The organism is Azospirillum sp. B21, assembly GCF_008364825.1.
Classification (GTDB): Bacteria; Pseudomonadota; Alphaproteobacteria; order Azospirillales; family Azospirillaceae; genus Azospirillum.
On the sequence record NZ_VTTO01000008.1, the window covers coordinates 67717 to 83165 of the forward strand.

Consider the following 15449-nt stretch of genomic DNA (forward strand, 5'->3'; position numbering starts at 1 on the left):
AGCCAGGCAGAAGAAGAGGCGCAGGTGGATTCGTTTTTGAAGGACCAGGGATCGGACACTCTCCGTCGTATCTGCCGGCCGATCACGCTCCTGACCCCGGATCTCGTCACGGCGCCGGCCTCCTGGCTCGGCCATGTGCCCTTCGCCTTCTGGATCGTCGACGCACTGCGGCCGGACAGCCTTGTCGAGCTGGGAACGCACACCGGCAACTCCTACGCCGCCTTCTGCCAGGCGGTCCGCCATGTCGGGCTGCCGACCTCCTGCTACGCCGTCGACACCTGGGCCGGCGACCCGCAGGCGGGCTTCTACGGCGACGACATCTACAACAAGCTCGCCGCCTACCATGACCCGCGCTATGCCGGCTTCTCGCGCCTGCTGCGGATGACCTTCGACGACGCGCTGGTCCATTTCGCCGACGGCAGCGTCGATCTGCTGCACATCGACGGGCTGCACACCTACGAGGCGGTGCGCCACGATTTCGAGACGTGGCTGCCGAAGATGAGCCGCCGCGGCGTGGTGCTGTTCCACGACATCAACGTGCGCAAGGGCGATTTCGGCGTCTGGCGCCTGTGGGACGAGATCACCCGCGATTATCCCTCCTTCACCTTCCTGCATTCCAACGGCCTGGGCGTGCTGGGCGTCGGCGAGGATCTGCCCGACGCGGTGCGCGAGCTGTTCGCCGTGCAAGCCGCCGGCGGCGAGGGGTTGCAGGCCGTCCGCAGCTGGTTCGACCGGCTGGGCGACGCCGCCATCGAGGCCGAGGCCATCCAGCGCCTGGAAGAGCAGGAGAAGCACCTGCGCACCGAGGTGGCGATGGTCCGCAAGGTGCTGGACGACCAGATCGCCCACAGCGAAGATCTCAAGGGGATGATCGCGACGCGCGACCGCGACATCGCCCTGATCCAGGGCTGGCTCGCCGACCATCAGGCCGAGATCCGCCGCCAGGGCGAGGAGCTGGACGACCGCGAGCGCAACCTCGCCGCCCATGCCCGCGAACTGGCCGCGCGCGAGCAGGCGATCGCCGAGCTGCACGGGGTGGTGGCCAGCCGCGACCAGCACATCCACAGCCTGGTCAACTCCACCTCCTGGAAGCTGTCGGCGCCGGTGCGCAAGCTGGGCCGCCTGACCCAGAAGGCCGGCCGCTTCTACCGCCGCCGCCTGCACAGCATCACGCTGGAGCCGCTGCACGACGTGAAGCCCAGCCCGCAGGGCGGCTACGAGGCGACCGGCAGCGACCCCGCCTTCCTGCTGCGCTCCGACCGCGGCCGGCTGCCCGGCCACTGGTGCGTGATCTCCTACCGGGTGGTGCGCGCGTCGGCCCCGCTGGTGCCGGTGATCTATGTCGATGCCGGCAACGGCTTCGACGAGCGGACGATGATCCGTCTGCCGGTCGACACGGTGGGCGAGTTCCGCCAGCTGGCCCTGCTGCCGCCGACGGTCAAGGCGCTGCGCTTCGACCCGGCCACCCGCCCGGTGTCCTTCGAGATCGCCGACTTCACCATCCGCGAGATCGGCAAGACCAACATCCTGCTCGACTATGTCCGGCAGAACCAGCCGGCGCGCGTGCTGGACTATCTGCGCCGCCACGGCTGGCAGGCGACCAAGCAGCGCGTCCTGCAGGAGCTGCAGCCGAACCGCTGGTCGGCCGACTACAAGTCGTGGGTACGGATGTACGACACCCTGACGCCGGAGGACGGGGCGGCGATCAAGGCCGACATCGCCCGGCTGCCGGCGCGCCCGCGCTTCTCGGTGGTCATGCCGGTCTACAACACGCAGGAGGCCCACCTGCGCGAGGCGCTGGACTCCGTGCTGGCCCAGTTCTACCCGGACTGGGAGCTGTGCATCGCCGACGACGCCTCCACCGCGCCGCACGTGACGAAGGTGCTGGCCGAGTACAAGGCGCGCGACAACCGCATCAAGGTGATCCGGCGCGAGACCAACGGCCACATCTCCGCCGCCAGCAACAGCGCGCTGGAACTGGCGACCGGCGATTTCGTGGCGCTGATGGACCATGACGACCGGCTGCCGCCGCACGCCCTCTACATGGTCGCGGCCGAGCTGGCGCAGCATCCCGACACCGACATCCTCTATTCCGACGAGGACAAGATCGATGCCGACGGCGAGCGCTACGACCCGCATTTCAAGTCCGGCTTCAACCTGGACCTGCTGCACGGCCAGAACATGGTCAACCACCTGGGCGTCTTCCGCCGCTCGCTGATCGAGCAGGCGGGCGGCTTCCGCCTGGGCTTCGAGGGCAGCCAGGATTACGACCTGACCCTGCGCGCGGTCGAACAGACGGTGCCCGATCGCATCCGTCACATTCCGGCGATCCTCTACCACTGGCGCGTCTTCCCCGAATCCTCGGCCTTCTCCACGGTCGAGCTGCCGCGCGCCACCGCCGCCGCCCACAAGGCGCTGACCGAGCATTTCCAGCGCCGCGGCGTGGAGGCCACGGTGGAGACCTCGCCGGCGACCAACCGCTTCACCCGCATCCGCTACGCCCTGCCGGCCAAGCTGCCGCGGGTGTCGCTGATCGTGCCGACGCGCGACAAGGTGGAGCTGCTGAAGGGCTGCATCGACGGGCTTCTGCACCGCACCGACTATCCGGATCTGGAAATCCTGATCGTCGACAACAACAGCGAGGAAGCGGCGACCTTCGCCTATTTCGACACGCTGAAGGACGAGCCGCGGGTGCGGGTGCTGACCTACAAGGCCCCCTTCAACTATTCCTCGATCAACAACTTCGCCGCCGCCGAGGCGACCGGCGAGGTGCTGGGCCTGATCAATAACGACATCGAGGTGATGGAGCCGGGCTGGCTGGCCGAGATGGTCTCCCATGCCCTGCGGCCGGAGGTCGGCGCGGTCGGCGCCAAGCTCTATTACGCCGACGGCACCATCCAGCATGCCGGCGTCGTCACCGGCATCTGCGGCGTGGCCGGCCATGTCCACAAGGGGCTGACCCGCGACGCCTACGGCTATTTCAGCCGTGCCCAGCTGACCCAGGACCTGTCCTGCGTCACCGCCGCCTGCCTGATCCTGCGCAAGGAGATCTTCGACGAGGTCGGCGGGCTGAATTCCGAGCATCTGGCCGTCGCCTTCAACGACGTCGATTTCTGCCTGCGCATCCGCGAGAAGGGCTATCTGGTCGTCTGGACGCCGTTCGCCGAGCTGTACCATCTGGAATCGGCTTCGCGCGGGCCGGACACCGCCCCCGACAAGGTCAAGCGCTTCATGGGCGAGGTGGCCTACATGCAGGAGCGCTGGGGCGACAGCCTGCTGGTCGACCCCTACTACAACCCGAACCTGACGCTGGACGCCGAGAATTTCGGGCTGGCCTTCCCGCCGCGCACGGTCAAGCCGTGGCTGCGCAAGGCCTGCCCCGAGCTGCGCAAAGAGCGCCTGAAGGAAAGCATCTGAGCCATGGACGTCGTCTCCCTCGACATTCCCGACGTTAAGATCATCCGCCCGAAGAAGTTCGGCGACCATCGCGGCTTCTTCTCGGAGACCTACACCAAGAAGACGTTCGAGGCGGCCGGGCTGCATTACGACTTCGTCCAGGACAACCACTCGCTGTCGGCCGAGGTCGGCACGGTGCGCGGCCTGCATTTCCAGCTGCCGCCCTTTGCCCAGGACAAGCTGGTGCGGGTGGTGCGCGGCGCCATCCTGGACGTGGCGGTCGATATCCGGAAGAACTCCCCCACCTTCGGCCGGCATGTCAGCGCGGTGATCAGTGCGGCGGAGTGGAACCAGATCCTGGTGCCGATCGGCTTCGCCCACGGCTTCTGCACGCTGGAGCCGGACACCGAGGTCATCTACAAGGTGACCAACTATTATTCGGCCGAGCATGACCGCGGCCTGCTGTGGAACGATCCGGCTCTCGGCATCGACTGGCCGGTCACCGCGGACAAGGCCCGGCTGTCGGACAAGGACCACAAGCATCCGACCTTCGCCCAGCTTGGCGACTGGTTCTGACGGCGCTATTGAATTTCGGCTATTTTTTGCCCGTTGGGGCGTGCGGCCCCGTTCTTGTCGGTAAGGTGGTTTGATGACGCGCATTCTCGTCACCGGCGGCGCCGGTTTCATCGGCTCGGCGGTGGTCCGCCAGCTTCTCGCCGAAACCGACGCCTTCGTCGTCAATGTCGACAAGCTGACCTACGCGGCCAACCTGTCCTCCCTGCCCGGCGCCGAGGGCAATCCCCGCTACGCCTTCGAGAAGGTCGACATCTGCGATGCCGCCGAGCTGCGCCGGGTCTTCGACACCCACCAGCCCGACGCGGTGATGCATCTCGCCGCCGAATCCCATGTCGACCGCTCGATCGACGGGCCGGGCGAGTTCATCCAGACCAACGTCGTCGGCACCTTCCGCCTGCTGGAAGCGGCGCGCGGCTACTGGTCGGCGCTGCCGGCGGAGCGCAAGGAGCGCTTCCGCTTCCACCACATCTCCACCGACGAGGTGTTCGGCACGCTGGGCGACGACGGTTTCTTCACCGAGACCACCGCCTACAGCCCCAACTCGCCCTATTCGGCCAGCAAGGCGTCGAGCGACCATCTGGTCCGCGCCTGGCACGAGACCTATGGGTTGCCGGTGGTGCTGACCAACTGCTCCAACAATTACGGCCCCTACCATTTCCCTGAGAAGCTGATCCCGCTGATGATCCTCAAGGGTCTGGCGGGCGAGAAGCTGCCGGTCTACGGCAAGGGCGACAACATCCGCGACTGGCTCTATGTCGAGGACCATGCCCGCGCGCTGCGGCTGGTGCTGGAGAAGGGCCGGATCGGCGAGAGCTACAACATCGGCGGCCACAACGAGCGCACCAACCTGGAGGTCGTCCGCGCCATCTGCGCGCATCTGGACGAGATGAACCCGGCCGGCGCCCCGCACGACCGCCTGATCAGCTTCGTCACCGACCGCCCCGGCCATGACAAGCGCTATGCCATCGACGCCGGCAAGATCGAGCGCGAACTGGGCTGGACCCCGCAGGAGACCTTCGAGAGCGGCCTGCGCAAGACGGTCGCTTGGTATCTGGAGAACCGCGACTGGTGGCAGGCCATCCTGAACGGCTCCTACCAGGGCGAGCGGCTCGGCCTCAAGGAAGAGGGGGCCGCCCAATGAAGGTCCTTGTCCTCGGCAGCAACGGCCAGCTCGGCTTCGAGCTGATGCGGGCCAACTGGGCGCCCGGCACCGATGTGGTGGGGCTGCCCTATCCCGAGTTCGACGTGACCCGGCCGGGCGACGTGGAGAAGGCGGTCGCCACCCACGCGCCGGACCTGCTGGTCAACGCCACCGCCCACACCGCCGTCGACAAGGCCGAGAGCGAGGTCGATCTGTCCTTCGCCGTCAACCGCGACGGGCCGGGCGCCATGGCGGCGGCCTGTGCCGCGCGCGGCATCCCCTTCATCCATGTGTCGACCGACTATGTGTTCGACGGGACGAAGGACGGCCTCTACACCGAGGACGACCCGATCAACCCGCTGGGCGTCTATGGCGCCAGCAAGGCGGCGGGCGAGGAGGCGGTGCGGGCGGCGACCCCGCATCACGTCATCCTGCGCACCTCCTGGGTCTACAGCGCCTACGGCAACAACTTCGTCAAGACGATGCTGCGCTTCGGCAAGGAGCGCGAGGAGATGCGGGTGGTCGCCGACCAGCACGGCTCGCCCACCGCCGCCGCCGACCTCGCCGCCGCCATCGTCCAGATCGCCGGGACCATCGGGAAGACGGGCAGCGCCGCCTGGGGCACCTACCACCTGACCGGCAGCGGCACCACCACCTGGCATGATTTCGCCGAGCACATCTTCCGGCGGCTGGAAGAGCGCACCGGCAAGCGCCCGCGCCTGACCGCCATCGGAACCGAGGACTACCCGACCCCGGCGCGCCGCCCGGCCAACTCGCGGCTGGACTGCTCCCGTGCGAAGGAGCGTCTCGGCGTGACCTGCCCGCCGTGGCAGGAAAGCCTGGACCGCGTGATCGACGAGCTGTTCACCAACCCGCCGCAGGCGTGAGGACGAAGACCATGAAGGGCATCATCCTGGCCGGCGGCTCCGGCACCCGGCTCTACCCGGTGACGCGGGCGATCAGCAAGCAGCTGCTGCCGATCTACGACAAGCCGATGATCTATTTCCCGCTCAGCACCCTGATGCTGGCGGGCATCCGCGACATCCTGATCATCACCACGCCGCACGACCAGCCGCTGTTCCAGACGGTGCTGGGCGACGGGTCGCAGTGGGGCCTGAACCTGAGCTGGGCCATCCAGCCCTCGCCCGACGGGCTGGCCCAGGCCTTCATCATCGGCCGCGAGTTCGTGGGCAACGATCCTTGTGCGCTGGTTCTCGGCGACAACATCTTCTACGGCCACGGCCTGACCAACCTGCTGCGCGCGGCCGGCGAGAAGACCGACGGCGCCAGCGTCTTCGCCTATGGCGTGCGCGACCCCGAACGCTACGGCGTGGTGGAGTTCGACGGCCAGGGCCGGGCGCTGAGCATCGAGGAGAAGCCGGTTGCCCCGCGCTCCAAATGGGCGGTGACCGGCCTCTATTTCTACGACAACGACGTGCTGGACATCGCCGCGGCGGTAAAGCCGTCGGCGCGTGGCGAGCTGGAGATCACGTCCGTCAACGCCGCCTATCTCGACATGGGCAAGCTGTCGGTCGAGCAGATGGGCCGCGGCTATGGTTGGTTCGATACCGGCACCCATGACAGCCTGCTGGAGGCGGCGGAGTTCGTCCGCACCATCCAGCACCGCCAGGGCCTGCAGATCGCCTGCCCGGAGGAGATCGCCTATACCTCCGGCTGGATCGACGCCGAGCAGGTCCGCCGCCTGGCCGAGCCGCTGAAGAAGAACGATTACGGACGCTATCTGCTCGGGCTGCTAAGCTGAAGGATCAAGCGGCCCTCCTGCCGCGTTGTCCCTTCGCGGTTTGCCGGCGGTCCGCCTTGTGACGGCCGCCGGCTGCCGCCATTGCCAACAGCCAAGACAGGAAGGCAGCCCTTGCCGGCCCTTACCAACCGAAAGCGTGTCCTCGTCACCGGCGGCGCCGGATTCCTGGGATCCCACCTGTGCGACCGGCTGCTGGCGGCCGGGAACGACGTTCTGTGTGTCGACAACTTCTTCACCGGCAGCCGCGACAACGTCCTGCACCTGCTGGACAACCCGCATTTCGAGCTGATGCGTCACGACGTGACGTTTCCGCTCTATGTCGAGGTGGACGAGATCTACAACCTCGCCTGCCCGGCCTCGCCGATCCATTACCAGCACGATCCGGTACAGACGACCAAGACCAGCGTGCACGGCGCCATCAACATGCTGGGGCTGGCCAAGCGGGTGCGCGCGCGGATCATGCAGGCCTCGACCTCGGAGGTCTACGGCGACCCGGCGGTACATCCGCAGCCCGAGGAATATTGGGGCAACGTGAACACCATCGGCCCGCGCGCCTGCTATGACGAGGGCAAGCGCTGCGCCGAGACGCTGTTCTTCGACTATCACCGCCAGCACAAGCTGGACATCAAGGTCATCCGCATCTTCAACACCTACGGCCCGCGCATGCACCCCAACGACGGGCGCGTGGTGTCGAACTTCATCATCCAGGCGCTGAAGGGCGAGCCGATCACCATCTACGGCGACGGCCAGCAGACGCGCTCCTTCTGCTATGTCGACGACCTGATCGAAGGCTTCCTGCGCTTCATGGACACGCCGGCCGGCGTCACCGGCCCGATCAACCTGGGCAACCCCGGCGAGTTCACCATGCTGGAATTGGCGGAGAAGGTGATCCGCCTGACCCGCTCGACCTCGAAGATCGAACACAAGCCGCTGCCGCAGGACGACCCCAAGCAACGCCAGCCCGACATCGCCAAGGCCCGCGCGCTGATGGACTGGGAGCCGGTCGTGCCGCTGGAAGAGGGCCTGGACCGCACCATCGCCTATTTCCGCGGGCGGTTCTTCGGCTGAGGGGTGGTTCTCCCCCTCTCCCCCCGCTCACGCGCAAACTTCGTTTGCGCTGACGCGACAGGCGGACCATAGGTCCGCCGAAAGCGGGGAGAGGGTCGGGGTGAGGGGGTGAGACGGCGAGGATTATTGGGAAGGCACGCAGTGCATCCCCCTCACCCTAACCCTCTCCCCGGGGGGGAGAGGGGATCTGAAGCCGTTCCTCCCAGGCAAGGGCCGAGGCGACGATGGTCTCCAGGTCGGCGTGGCGCGGGGTCCAGTCGAGCGTGCGGCCGATGCGCTCGACGCCGGCCACCAGCGCCGGGGGGTCGCCGGCACGGCGCGGGCCGATGCGCATGGGAAGCGGCTTGCCGGTCACCCGCTCCACCATCGCCAGGACCTCGCGCACCGAATAGCCGCGGCCGTAGCCGCAGTTCAGCACCTCCGACGCGCCGCCCGCCTCCAGATGGCGGAGCGCCGCGACATGGGCGTCGGCGAGGTCGCTGACATGGATGTAATCGCGCACGCAGGTGCCGTCCGCCGTGTCGTAGTCGTCGCCGAAGATCTGCAGCTCCGCCCGCTGGCCGGTGACGGTCTGGGCGGCGATCTTGATCAGGTGGGTGGCGACCTTCGACACCTGGCCGGAGCGACCCTGCGGGTCGGCGCCGGCGACGTTGAAATAGCGCAGCGCGACGTAACGCAGGTCGTGCGCCGCTGCGGTGTCGCGCAGCATCCACTCCGTCATCAGCTTGGAGGAGCCGTAGGGGTTGATCGGCTTGGTCGGCGTCTGCTCGTCGATCGGCAGCCGCTCCGGCATGCCGTAGACGGCGGCGGTGGAGGAGAAGATGAAGCGGCCGATCCCGGCCTCCACGCAGGCCTCGACCAGGGCGTGGCTCTTCACCGTGTTGTTGCGGTAGTAGGCGAGCGGCCGCTCCACCGATTCCGGCACGACGATGCTGCCGGCGAAATGCATCACGGTGCCGATACCGTGGCGGGCGAAGGTCTCGGTCAGCAGCGCCTTGTCGCCGACGTCGCCCTCGACCAGCGGAACGTCGTCGGGCAGGGCGGAGCGCCGGCCGGTGGACAGATCGTCCAGCACCACGACGGCGCGCCCCTGGTCGCGCAGCGCCAGCACCACATGGGAGCCGATATATCCGGCGCCGCCGGTCACCAGCACGGTCGCGTTGTCGCTCGTGGTCATGTCCGCTCTTCGTCTCTGACTGGGGGTCGGTTGGGTCAGAGACGCAAGATAGTCGTCCGCCCATGCTGCACTGCGGGCTTTTCCGCCGAACGGACGACATCATTCGAACGACCTCCAACGCCCCGGCCCGATCCCGATCTCCGGCCGGATGGGGAGGGAGCCGGAAAGAGCGGCTTAGTCGAGGTAGTAGCGCAGGATGACCGTCCGCTGGAGCACCAGGATGCTGACGATCGGGAAGAGCCACACCATCCAGGTCAGGCCGCGCCCGAGCACGCCCGCCCAGCCCGATGGACCGCCGGAAGCCGGCAACTGCCGGCCGCTCGCGAAGGCCAGCGGCAGCAGGGCTGCCAGCGGCAGGAAATAGCGCCCCTGCACGCCGTCGACCCACAGCTGGCCGACCGGCGTCCACACCATGTAGAGTGCCCCGAACAGCAGCGCCCCGGTCGCCAGCACGACGCCCAGCGTCACCGCCGAGGCCCGCGCGGGCGCCCCGGAATACCAGTCCGCCGCGCGGCGGCCGAGCAGCATCGGCAGGAAGGACAGCAGCAGGACCAGATAGGCGGCGGCGTAATAGGGCTTGGGCAGCCGGGTATCGACCCAGCCGAGGATGCCGACGAACTGCTGGTAATACTCGTTGCCCCAGACCTGGAAGGTCTTCACGGCGATGGTGAAGACGGCCACCGGGTTCTCCAGCAGGAAGCGGAGCTGGCCCATGGCATCGGTGGGGGCGTCCTGGCGGATCAGCGGCGTCTGCACGGCGAGCGCCATCCACACCGCCCAGCCGACCGCGGCGGCCAGAGAGGCAGCGACGGCGAGGCGCTTCACCGCCGCCCGCTCGGCCGGCACCGCCAGCGGCATCAGGCAGAGCAGGGCGTAGGGCTGCTTGGTCATCCCCACCAGGGCGAAGCAGGCGGCACTGGCCCAGATCTCCGCACTGCGCAGTGGCCGGCCTTCGGACAACGCCCGGACCAGGAAGGCGATGCCGAGCGCGGTGACGGTGATGACCAGCCCGTCCTGGCTCATCGAGGCGTAGAGCGAGACCGACATCGGCAGCAGCAGCACCGCGAACAGCGGCAGATGCGCCCGGCCGGCCAGCAGCAGGGCGAAGAAGCCGACGAGGATGCAGGTCAGCGCGTTGGCCGCCCGCGCCAGATAGAGCGTCTGCACCACCGGCAGGTCGATGGCCTTGCCGACCGCAATGGCGGCGGCCTGCGGCAGGTAGAAGAAGGGCGGGTAGGGGGCGGTGTTCTCCGCCGCGACGTTGAAGACCCGGCCGTCCCAGCGGGCAGTGAAGGCCTTGGCGAAATCCTCCAGGTTCGCCCTCTCGTCCGGCTTGAAGGGGACGTGGTGGAAGGGGAAATAGGCCTCGATGATCGCGACATCGGACGGGCCGCCCGCCGCGATCCGCCCGTCGGTCGGAACCCTGGCGGCCACCCAATAGCCGTGGGTGATCATGTTGGCCCGGTAGATGTGGGCGGGCTCGTCGGCGGTCTGGAAGGGCGGAAGGCTCCAGACCAGAAAGAATGCCGAGATGGTTGCCAGAACGGCGAAGAGAAAAGGACCAATCCGCTGCATCACCAGACCTGTCGCTGAATGGGCTGGTGGTGGGTACTCCATCCGCCGGACAGGCGCCACCTGGAAACTGTGACGCGGCAGGGAGGGGGCTGGGAGAGAGCATTGGAAGGCAGAGGGTGAGGCCGCTTTGAAGATGTCCGTCACCTGCCGGTCCAGTCCTGAACCGTCATCCGAACCACGGCGGAAAAGGCCAACTTTCCTCGGACAAGAACAAAGGGCACGGGAAGGACGGTCCTGTCCCTGAAGGGTGAGAAGATTGACAACCCTTATCCTTGGATCGATATTCCTCCCGTGGCCACAAGGCACGAGCCCAAGCGCCCAAAGGGTACCAGCCGCATCATCGGCGACAGCCGGTGCCTGGACCCGGAGTAAGAGGGCCGGCCGTGCGGAAGCCGGTGATTGCTGTTCGCATCAATCCTGCGTGCCTCGTGGCCACCAACTCCCATCCTGCCCTTCGATGCCGCTGTTCCGGAAGTCATCTCTCCCAGATCAGCTTGGCGCCGCGTTTATTGAAATCGGGCAGACGGACGAGCGGATAGCCGGTTATCACCTTATATTGCGCCGCCGGGTTCCCGATCGGGAGAACATGGCTGTATTCGGCAATCACCACCGTCTTGACGACACCGTTGAACTTCAAAAGCCAGAGCCTGCCATCCCGCTCCAGGTAAAGCTTCTGGTAACCGCTTGCCGCGATCTGCACATACTGCTCGACCCGCATGTTCCGGTAATAGTGCTCGATCTTTGCCTTGTGCTTCCATTCGATATGGGTGAAGCCGAAAGACTTGTCGCCGACCGGCAGGATCACCGTACCGGCTTGGCATAAAACGCTGCCGCGATGATCTGCCACATGCGGAATGTTCCCAAAGGAAAACGACCCGTCCGGCGCCATGACCGGGGTTTCCTTTGACGGCACCAGCATCGATCCCTGCCTTACCAAGCACACGGAACGGGGGATTGGCCATCCTACAGGCGGTTCCCACCCTTCCTTATACTACCCTTTCGAGAGGGAAGCCCAACACCCGCATCTTCCGGGAGGAGTCATCATCCCTTACGGCTCGCGGATGCTTTCGTCGAGCACGCGGATGACGGGGTAGAGGAAGTAGGACAGCACCGAGCGGGTGCCGACCCGGATTTCGGCCGAGGCGACCATGCCGGGGCTGAGGTTGGTGCCGGCGGGCACCGCCTCCAGCCGGGTGTCGGTCAGGCGGATGCGGGTGCGGAAGACGGCGCCGGCGGTCGGCCGGGGGCCGTCGGGGTTGGCGGCACCCTGGGCGCCTTGGGCAGGGTCGTGGGTGAAGGCGTCGGCGCTGATGGTGCGGATTTCGCCGGGCAGGGTGCCGTGGCGCTGGAAGGGGAAGGCGTCCAGCTTCACCCGCACGAAGTCGCCGACGCGGACCAGACCGATGTCGCGGGACGGGATTTCCGCCTCCACCTCCAGCGGCACGTCGGCGGGCACCAGGGTGACCAGCGGTTCGGCCTCGCGGATGACGGAGCCGACGGAGCGCTTGGCCACCTCAAGGACCACAGCATCGACCGGGGCGGTGAGAGTGACCAGCGAGCGGCGGCGCTCGGCCTTGGCGATCTGTTCCACCAGGGTGGCCCGCTGCCGGGTCTGCTCCACCAGTTCCTCCGCCGTCTTGCGCCGCCATTCGTCGATGAAGGCGGCACGGTCGGCCTGGATGCCGCGCAGTTCGTGCGCACTCGCCTGCTCGCGGTCCTGCAAGGCGGTCAGCTCGTCGCGCATGCGCAGCCGTTCGACCCGCGCCTCGAGATAGGTCAGGCGGGAGCCGGTCTGGCGTTCCTGAAGCTGGCGGCGGATGTCCTCCACCTCGCCCACCACGGCGAGACGCTCGGCCAGGCCGGCCTGGGCGCGGCGGCTGGCGGCGATGGCGCTGTCCAGCTGCCCGGCCTTCTCGTCCAGCGAGGCGAGGCGGGAACGGTATTCGGCGCGGCGGCGCTCCAGGATGGCAGCCTGCACGGCGGCATCGGGGCTATTGGCGGCAGGGCTGTAGTCGCTGCCGTCCAGCTCGGCGCGCAGCCGGCCGATCTGCGCCTCGACGCCGGCGAGCTTGCCGGTCAGGTCGGCCAGATCCGCCGCGGCGAAGGTGGGGTCGAGCGTCGCCAGACGGTCGCCGGCCCGCACCCGGTCGCCAACCTGCACGTCGACGCCGCGCACCACCGCGGTCTCCAGCGGCTGGGCCACCACCAGCGGCGCCGTGGTCACCAGCCGGCCGCCGGCGGTGACGATGCGGTCGACCTGGGCGAAGCCCGCCCACAGCACCAGCGCCACAAGCAGCCCGGCCAGCACATAGAGGGTGGAGCGCGCCAACCAGGGCAGCGGCGCATGTTCGATGGCCGCGCCGTCCGGCAGATACTCCAGCGCGAAGCCCGGCGGCGGTGCCGACGGGGCGGGCAGGGCGGCGCGGCGACGGCCAGAGGGAGAGGGAGGAGAAACCGGTTCGGCCTTGGCCGGGACGACCTCGCGCCCGGTCTCTACCGCTTCGGCATCCTGATCCGCTTCGGATATGCGCGCGTTGGGCATGGCTCAGCGCCCCCGGTTCTGCTGCTGCCACAGGTGCCGGTATTCGGCGCAGCGGTCGAGCAGGGTGGGGTGGGGGGCGAGGTCGAGCAGGCGGCCCTGCTCCAGCACGGCGATGGTGTCGCAGCCGGTCAGGGTGGACAGCCGGTGGGTGACGATCAGCACGGTGCGGCCGCGGGCGATGCGCCGCAGGTTGGCCATGACGATGGCCTCGCTGTCGGGGTCGAGCGCGCTGGTCGCCTCGTCCAGGATCAGGATGCGCGGCTGGGGCAGCAAGGCGCGGGCGATGGCGATGCGTTGCTTCTGGCCGCCCGACAGGTTGCTCGCCCCCTCCTCCACCAACGTGTCGTAGCCGTCGGGCAGACGGTGGATGAACTCGTCGGCGCCGGCCAGCCGGGCGGCTTCGACGATCTCCTCGCGGCTGGCCTCGGGCATGGTCATGGCGATGTTGTCGCGGATGGTGCCGCGGAACAGGAAATTCTCCTGCAGCACCACGCCGATGGAACGGCGCAGATGACCCAGATCCAGTTCGCGGATGTCCAGCCCGTCATAGCGGATGGTGCCGTCCTGCACCGGATAGAAGCCCTGGAGCAGGCGCATCAGCGTGCTCTTGCCCGAGCCGCTGCGCCCGACCAGCCCGACGACGGAGCCGGCCGGCACGGTCAGGGTGACGCCGTCGAGCGCCGCCGGGCGGTTGCGGTCGTAGCGGAAGCCGAGCCCCTCGATCTCGATGCGGCCGACCAGGGCGGGGCAGGCGCCGCTGCCCTCGCGCCTTGGTTCGGCCGGGTGGTTCATCACCTCGCCCAGCATGCGCACCGACAGCGCCGTTTCCTGGTACTGGTGGATCAGCGAGACGATCTGCACCAGCGGCGTCACCACCCGGCCCGACAGCATCTGGAAGGCGATCAGCGCGCCGACCGAGAGCTGGCGGTCGAAGACGTCGAAGGCGCCGACGGCGACCACCGCCACCATCATCGCCTTCTCCAGGAACTCCGTCACGGTGCGGGCGGCGATGGAAATGCGGCCGACCCGGTAATGGCTGGTCACGGCGCGGGCCGCCTTGCGGTCCCAGCTGCGGCGCTGCTGTGGTTCGAGCGCCGACGACTTGACGGTGCGCATGCCGTGGATGGTCTCCACCAGCATGGCCTGCCGCTCGGCGTCGGCGTTGTAGAGCTCGCCGAGCCGGCTGCGGTAGATCGGCACCAGGGCGACCATCACCCCGGCGATCAATCCGGCGAACAGCAGCGCCACCAGCGTCAGCTTGACCGAATAGAAGAACAGCACCGGCAGGAAGACCAGCAGCACCAGGCTGTCCAGCACGGTGGACAGCAGGTTGCCGGTCAGGAATTCGCGGATGCGCTCCACCTGCTGCATATGGCGCACGGTGACGCCGGCCGAATGCCCGTCGAAGAAGGTGATCGGCAGGTCGAGCAGATGGCCGAAGGTGCGGTTCAGCAGGCGGATGTCGATGCGGTTGGCCGCCGCCAGCAGGATGAACTGGCGCAGGAAGCGGAAGGCCGCCTCGAACAACAGGGCGCCCAGCACGCCGATGGTCAGCACCTGCAGGGTGGCGATGGTCTCGTTCACCAGCACCTTGTCGATCACGATCTGGAAATAGATCGGGACGGCAAGGGCGAGGGCGTGCAGCACCAGCGCCGCCGCCACCACGTCGCGGAAGGCGGATTTCTGGCGCAGGATCTCCGGCACGAACCAGCGCAGGCCGAAGGGCTGGCGCGGATCGGCCAAGCCATGGCGCGGCTTGAGGAAGACCAGTTCGCCGCCCCAGCGCTCCAGGAAGCGGTCGCGCGGCACGTCGATCACGTCCAGCCGGTCGGCCAGCGGATCGACGACGCCGACCACCGGCTCCTCATCGGGATGGGACGGACGCGACAGTCCGACCAGGATGACGGTGTTGCCGTTGGACAGCCGCGCCAGCAGCGGGAAGACGGGGGGCAGGGCCTGCAGGGCTTTCCAGTCCAGCCGGCGGGCGGTCGCCTTGAAGCCGGTGGCGGCGGCGATGCGCAGCAGGTCGGCGGTGGACGGTTCGCCGCGGCCTGGGGCGACGCGGGCGCGCAGGGCCGACGGCGAGGCCGACAGGCCATGATGGCGCGCCACCAGCGTCAGGCAGCGCAGCGCGGTGCTCTCGTCGCGGTCGGGGGCGGCGTCCGGGCCGGGCGGAGGGGGCGGCGCGACGGTCGTGCTGGCGTCCGGCATC

At 68.1% G+C, this 15449-nt stretch carries 11 protein-coding genes; 6 read left to right on the forward strand and 5 right to left on the reverse strand.

What is annotated here, in order from left to right; genetic code table 11:
- Positions 1–24: 24 nt before the first annotated feature.
- From FZ983_RS19640 to FZ983_RS19665, 6 genes are all read left to right on the forward strand, one after another.
- Positions 25–3417: a glycosyltransferase gene (locus FZ983_RS19640; RefSeq protein ID WP_247883849.1), complete on the forward strand. Its 3393-nt coding sequence runs from the start codon at positions 25–27 to the stop codon at positions 3415–3417.
- Between the two features lie 3 nt (positions 3418–3420).
- The gene (gene rfbC / locus FZ983_RS19645; RefSeq protein ID WP_149225212.1) at positions 3421–3972 is read left to right on the forward strand and encodes a dTDP-4-dehydrorhamnose 3,5-epimerase; all 552 of its coding nucleotides are present in this window, start codon (positions 3421–3423) and stop codon (positions 3970–3972) included.
- A gap of 73 nt (positions 3973–4045) precedes the next feature.
- The gene (rfbB, locus tag FZ983_RS19650) at positions 4046–5113 is read left to right on the forward strand and encodes a dTDP-glucose 4,6-dehydratase (protein WP_149225213.1); all 1068 of its coding nucleotides are present in this window, start codon (positions 4046–4048) and stop codon (positions 5111–5113) included.
- On the forward strand, positions 5110–6000 hold the full coding sequence (gene rfbD, locus FZ983_RS19655; protein WP_149225214.1) for a dTDP-4-dehydrorhamnose reductase: 891 nt from the start codon (positions 5110–5112) through the stop codon (positions 5998–6000). Before rfbB ends, rfbD begins: the two co-directional genes overlap by 4 nt.
- 11 nt (positions 6001–6011) lie before the next feature.
- A complete protein-coding gene (gene rfbA, locus FZ983_RS19660) occupies positions 6012–6875 on the forward strand; it encodes a glucose-1-phosphate thymidylyltransferase RfbA (protein WP_149225215.1) in 864 nt (287 codons plus the stop codon).
- Between the two features lie 111 nt (positions 6876–6986).
- On the forward strand, positions 6987–7943 hold the full coding sequence (locus FZ983_RS19665; protein WP_149225216.1) for a UDP-glucuronic acid decarboxylase family protein: 957 nt from the start codon (positions 6987–6989) through the stop codon (positions 7941–7943).
- Positions 7944–8100: 157 nt separating this feature from the next.
- On the opposite strand, the gene galE is transcribed toward FZ983_RS19665, so the two are convergent.
- The 5 genes from galE to FZ983_RS19695 all read right to left on the reverse strand — a co-directional run bounded on the left by galE (position 8101) and on the right by FZ983_RS19695 (position 15448).
- The gene (gene galE, locus FZ983_RS19675; RefSeq protein ID WP_149225217.1) at positions 8101–9120 is read right to left on the reverse strand and encodes a UDP-glucose 4-epimerase GalE; all 1020 of its coding nucleotides are present in this window, start codon (positions 9118–9120) and stop codon (positions 8101–8103) included.
- A gap of 174 nt (positions 9121–9294) precedes the next feature.
- Positions 9295–10695 (reverse strand): DUF2142 domain-containing protein, encoded by a 1401-nt coding sequence (locus FZ983_RS19680; protein WP_247883882.1) that lies wholly within the window; start codon positions 10693–10695, stop codon positions 9295–9297.
- 475 nt (positions 10696–11170) lie between these two features.
- The gene (locus tag FZ983_RS19685) at positions 11171–11614 is read right to left on the reverse strand and encodes a hypothetical protein (protein ID WP_149225219.1); all 444 of its coding nucleotides are present in this window, start codon (positions 11612–11614) and stop codon (positions 11171–11173) included.
- A gap of 129 nt (positions 11615–11743) precedes the next feature.
- A complete protein-coding gene (locus tag FZ983_RS19690; protein WP_149225220.1) occupies positions 11744–13237 on the reverse strand; it encodes an HlyD family type I secretion periplasmic adaptor subunit in 1494 nt (497 codons plus the stop codon).
- A 3-nt stretch (positions 13238–13240) separates the two neighbouring features.
- Positions 13241–15448: a peptidase domain-containing ABC transporter gene (locus FZ983_RS19695; protein WP_188092417.1), complete on the reverse strand. Its 2208-nt coding sequence runs from the start codon at positions 15446–15448 to the stop codon at positions 13241–13243.
- Position 15449: the final 1 nt, after the last annotated feature.

Bases quoted from the DNA above. Each gene is read 5' to 3' on its own strand.
- rfbC (WP_149225212.1), top strand. From the start codon at position 3,421: ATGGACGTCGTCTCCCTCGACATTCCCGACGTTAAGATCATCCGCCCG.
- FZ983_RS19685 (WP_149225219.1), bottom strand. From the start codon at position 11,614: ATGCTGGTGCCGTCAAAGGAAACCCCGGTCATGGCGCCGGACGGGTCG.
- rfbD (WP_149225214.1), top strand. From the start codon at position 5,110: ATGAAGGTCCTTGTCCTCGGCAGCAACGGCCAGCTCGGCTTCGAGCTG.
- FZ983_RS19680 (WP_247883882.1), bottom strand. From the start codon at position 10,695: ATGCAGCGGATTGGTCCTTTTCTCTTCGCCGTTCTGGCAACCATCTCG.
- galE (WP_149225217.1), bottom strand. From the start codon at position 9,120: ATGACCACGAGCGACAACGCGACCGTGCTGGTGACCGGCGGCGCCGGA.
- rfbA (WP_149225215.1), top strand. From the start codon at position 6,012: ATGAAGGGCATCATCCTGGCCGGCGGCTCCGGCACCCGGCTCTACCCG.
- FZ983_RS19695 (WP_188092417.1), bottom strand. From the start codon at position 15,448: ATGCCGGACGCCAGCACGACCGTCGCGCCGCCCCCTCCGCCCGGCCCG.
- FZ983_RS19690 (WP_149225220.1), bottom strand. From the start codon at position 13,237: ATGCCCAACGCGCGCATATCCGAAGCGGATCAGGATGCCGAAGCGGTA.
- rfbB (WP_149225213.1), top strand. From the start codon at position 4,046: ATGACGCGCATTCTCGTCACCGGCGGCGCCGGTTTCATCGGCTCGGCG.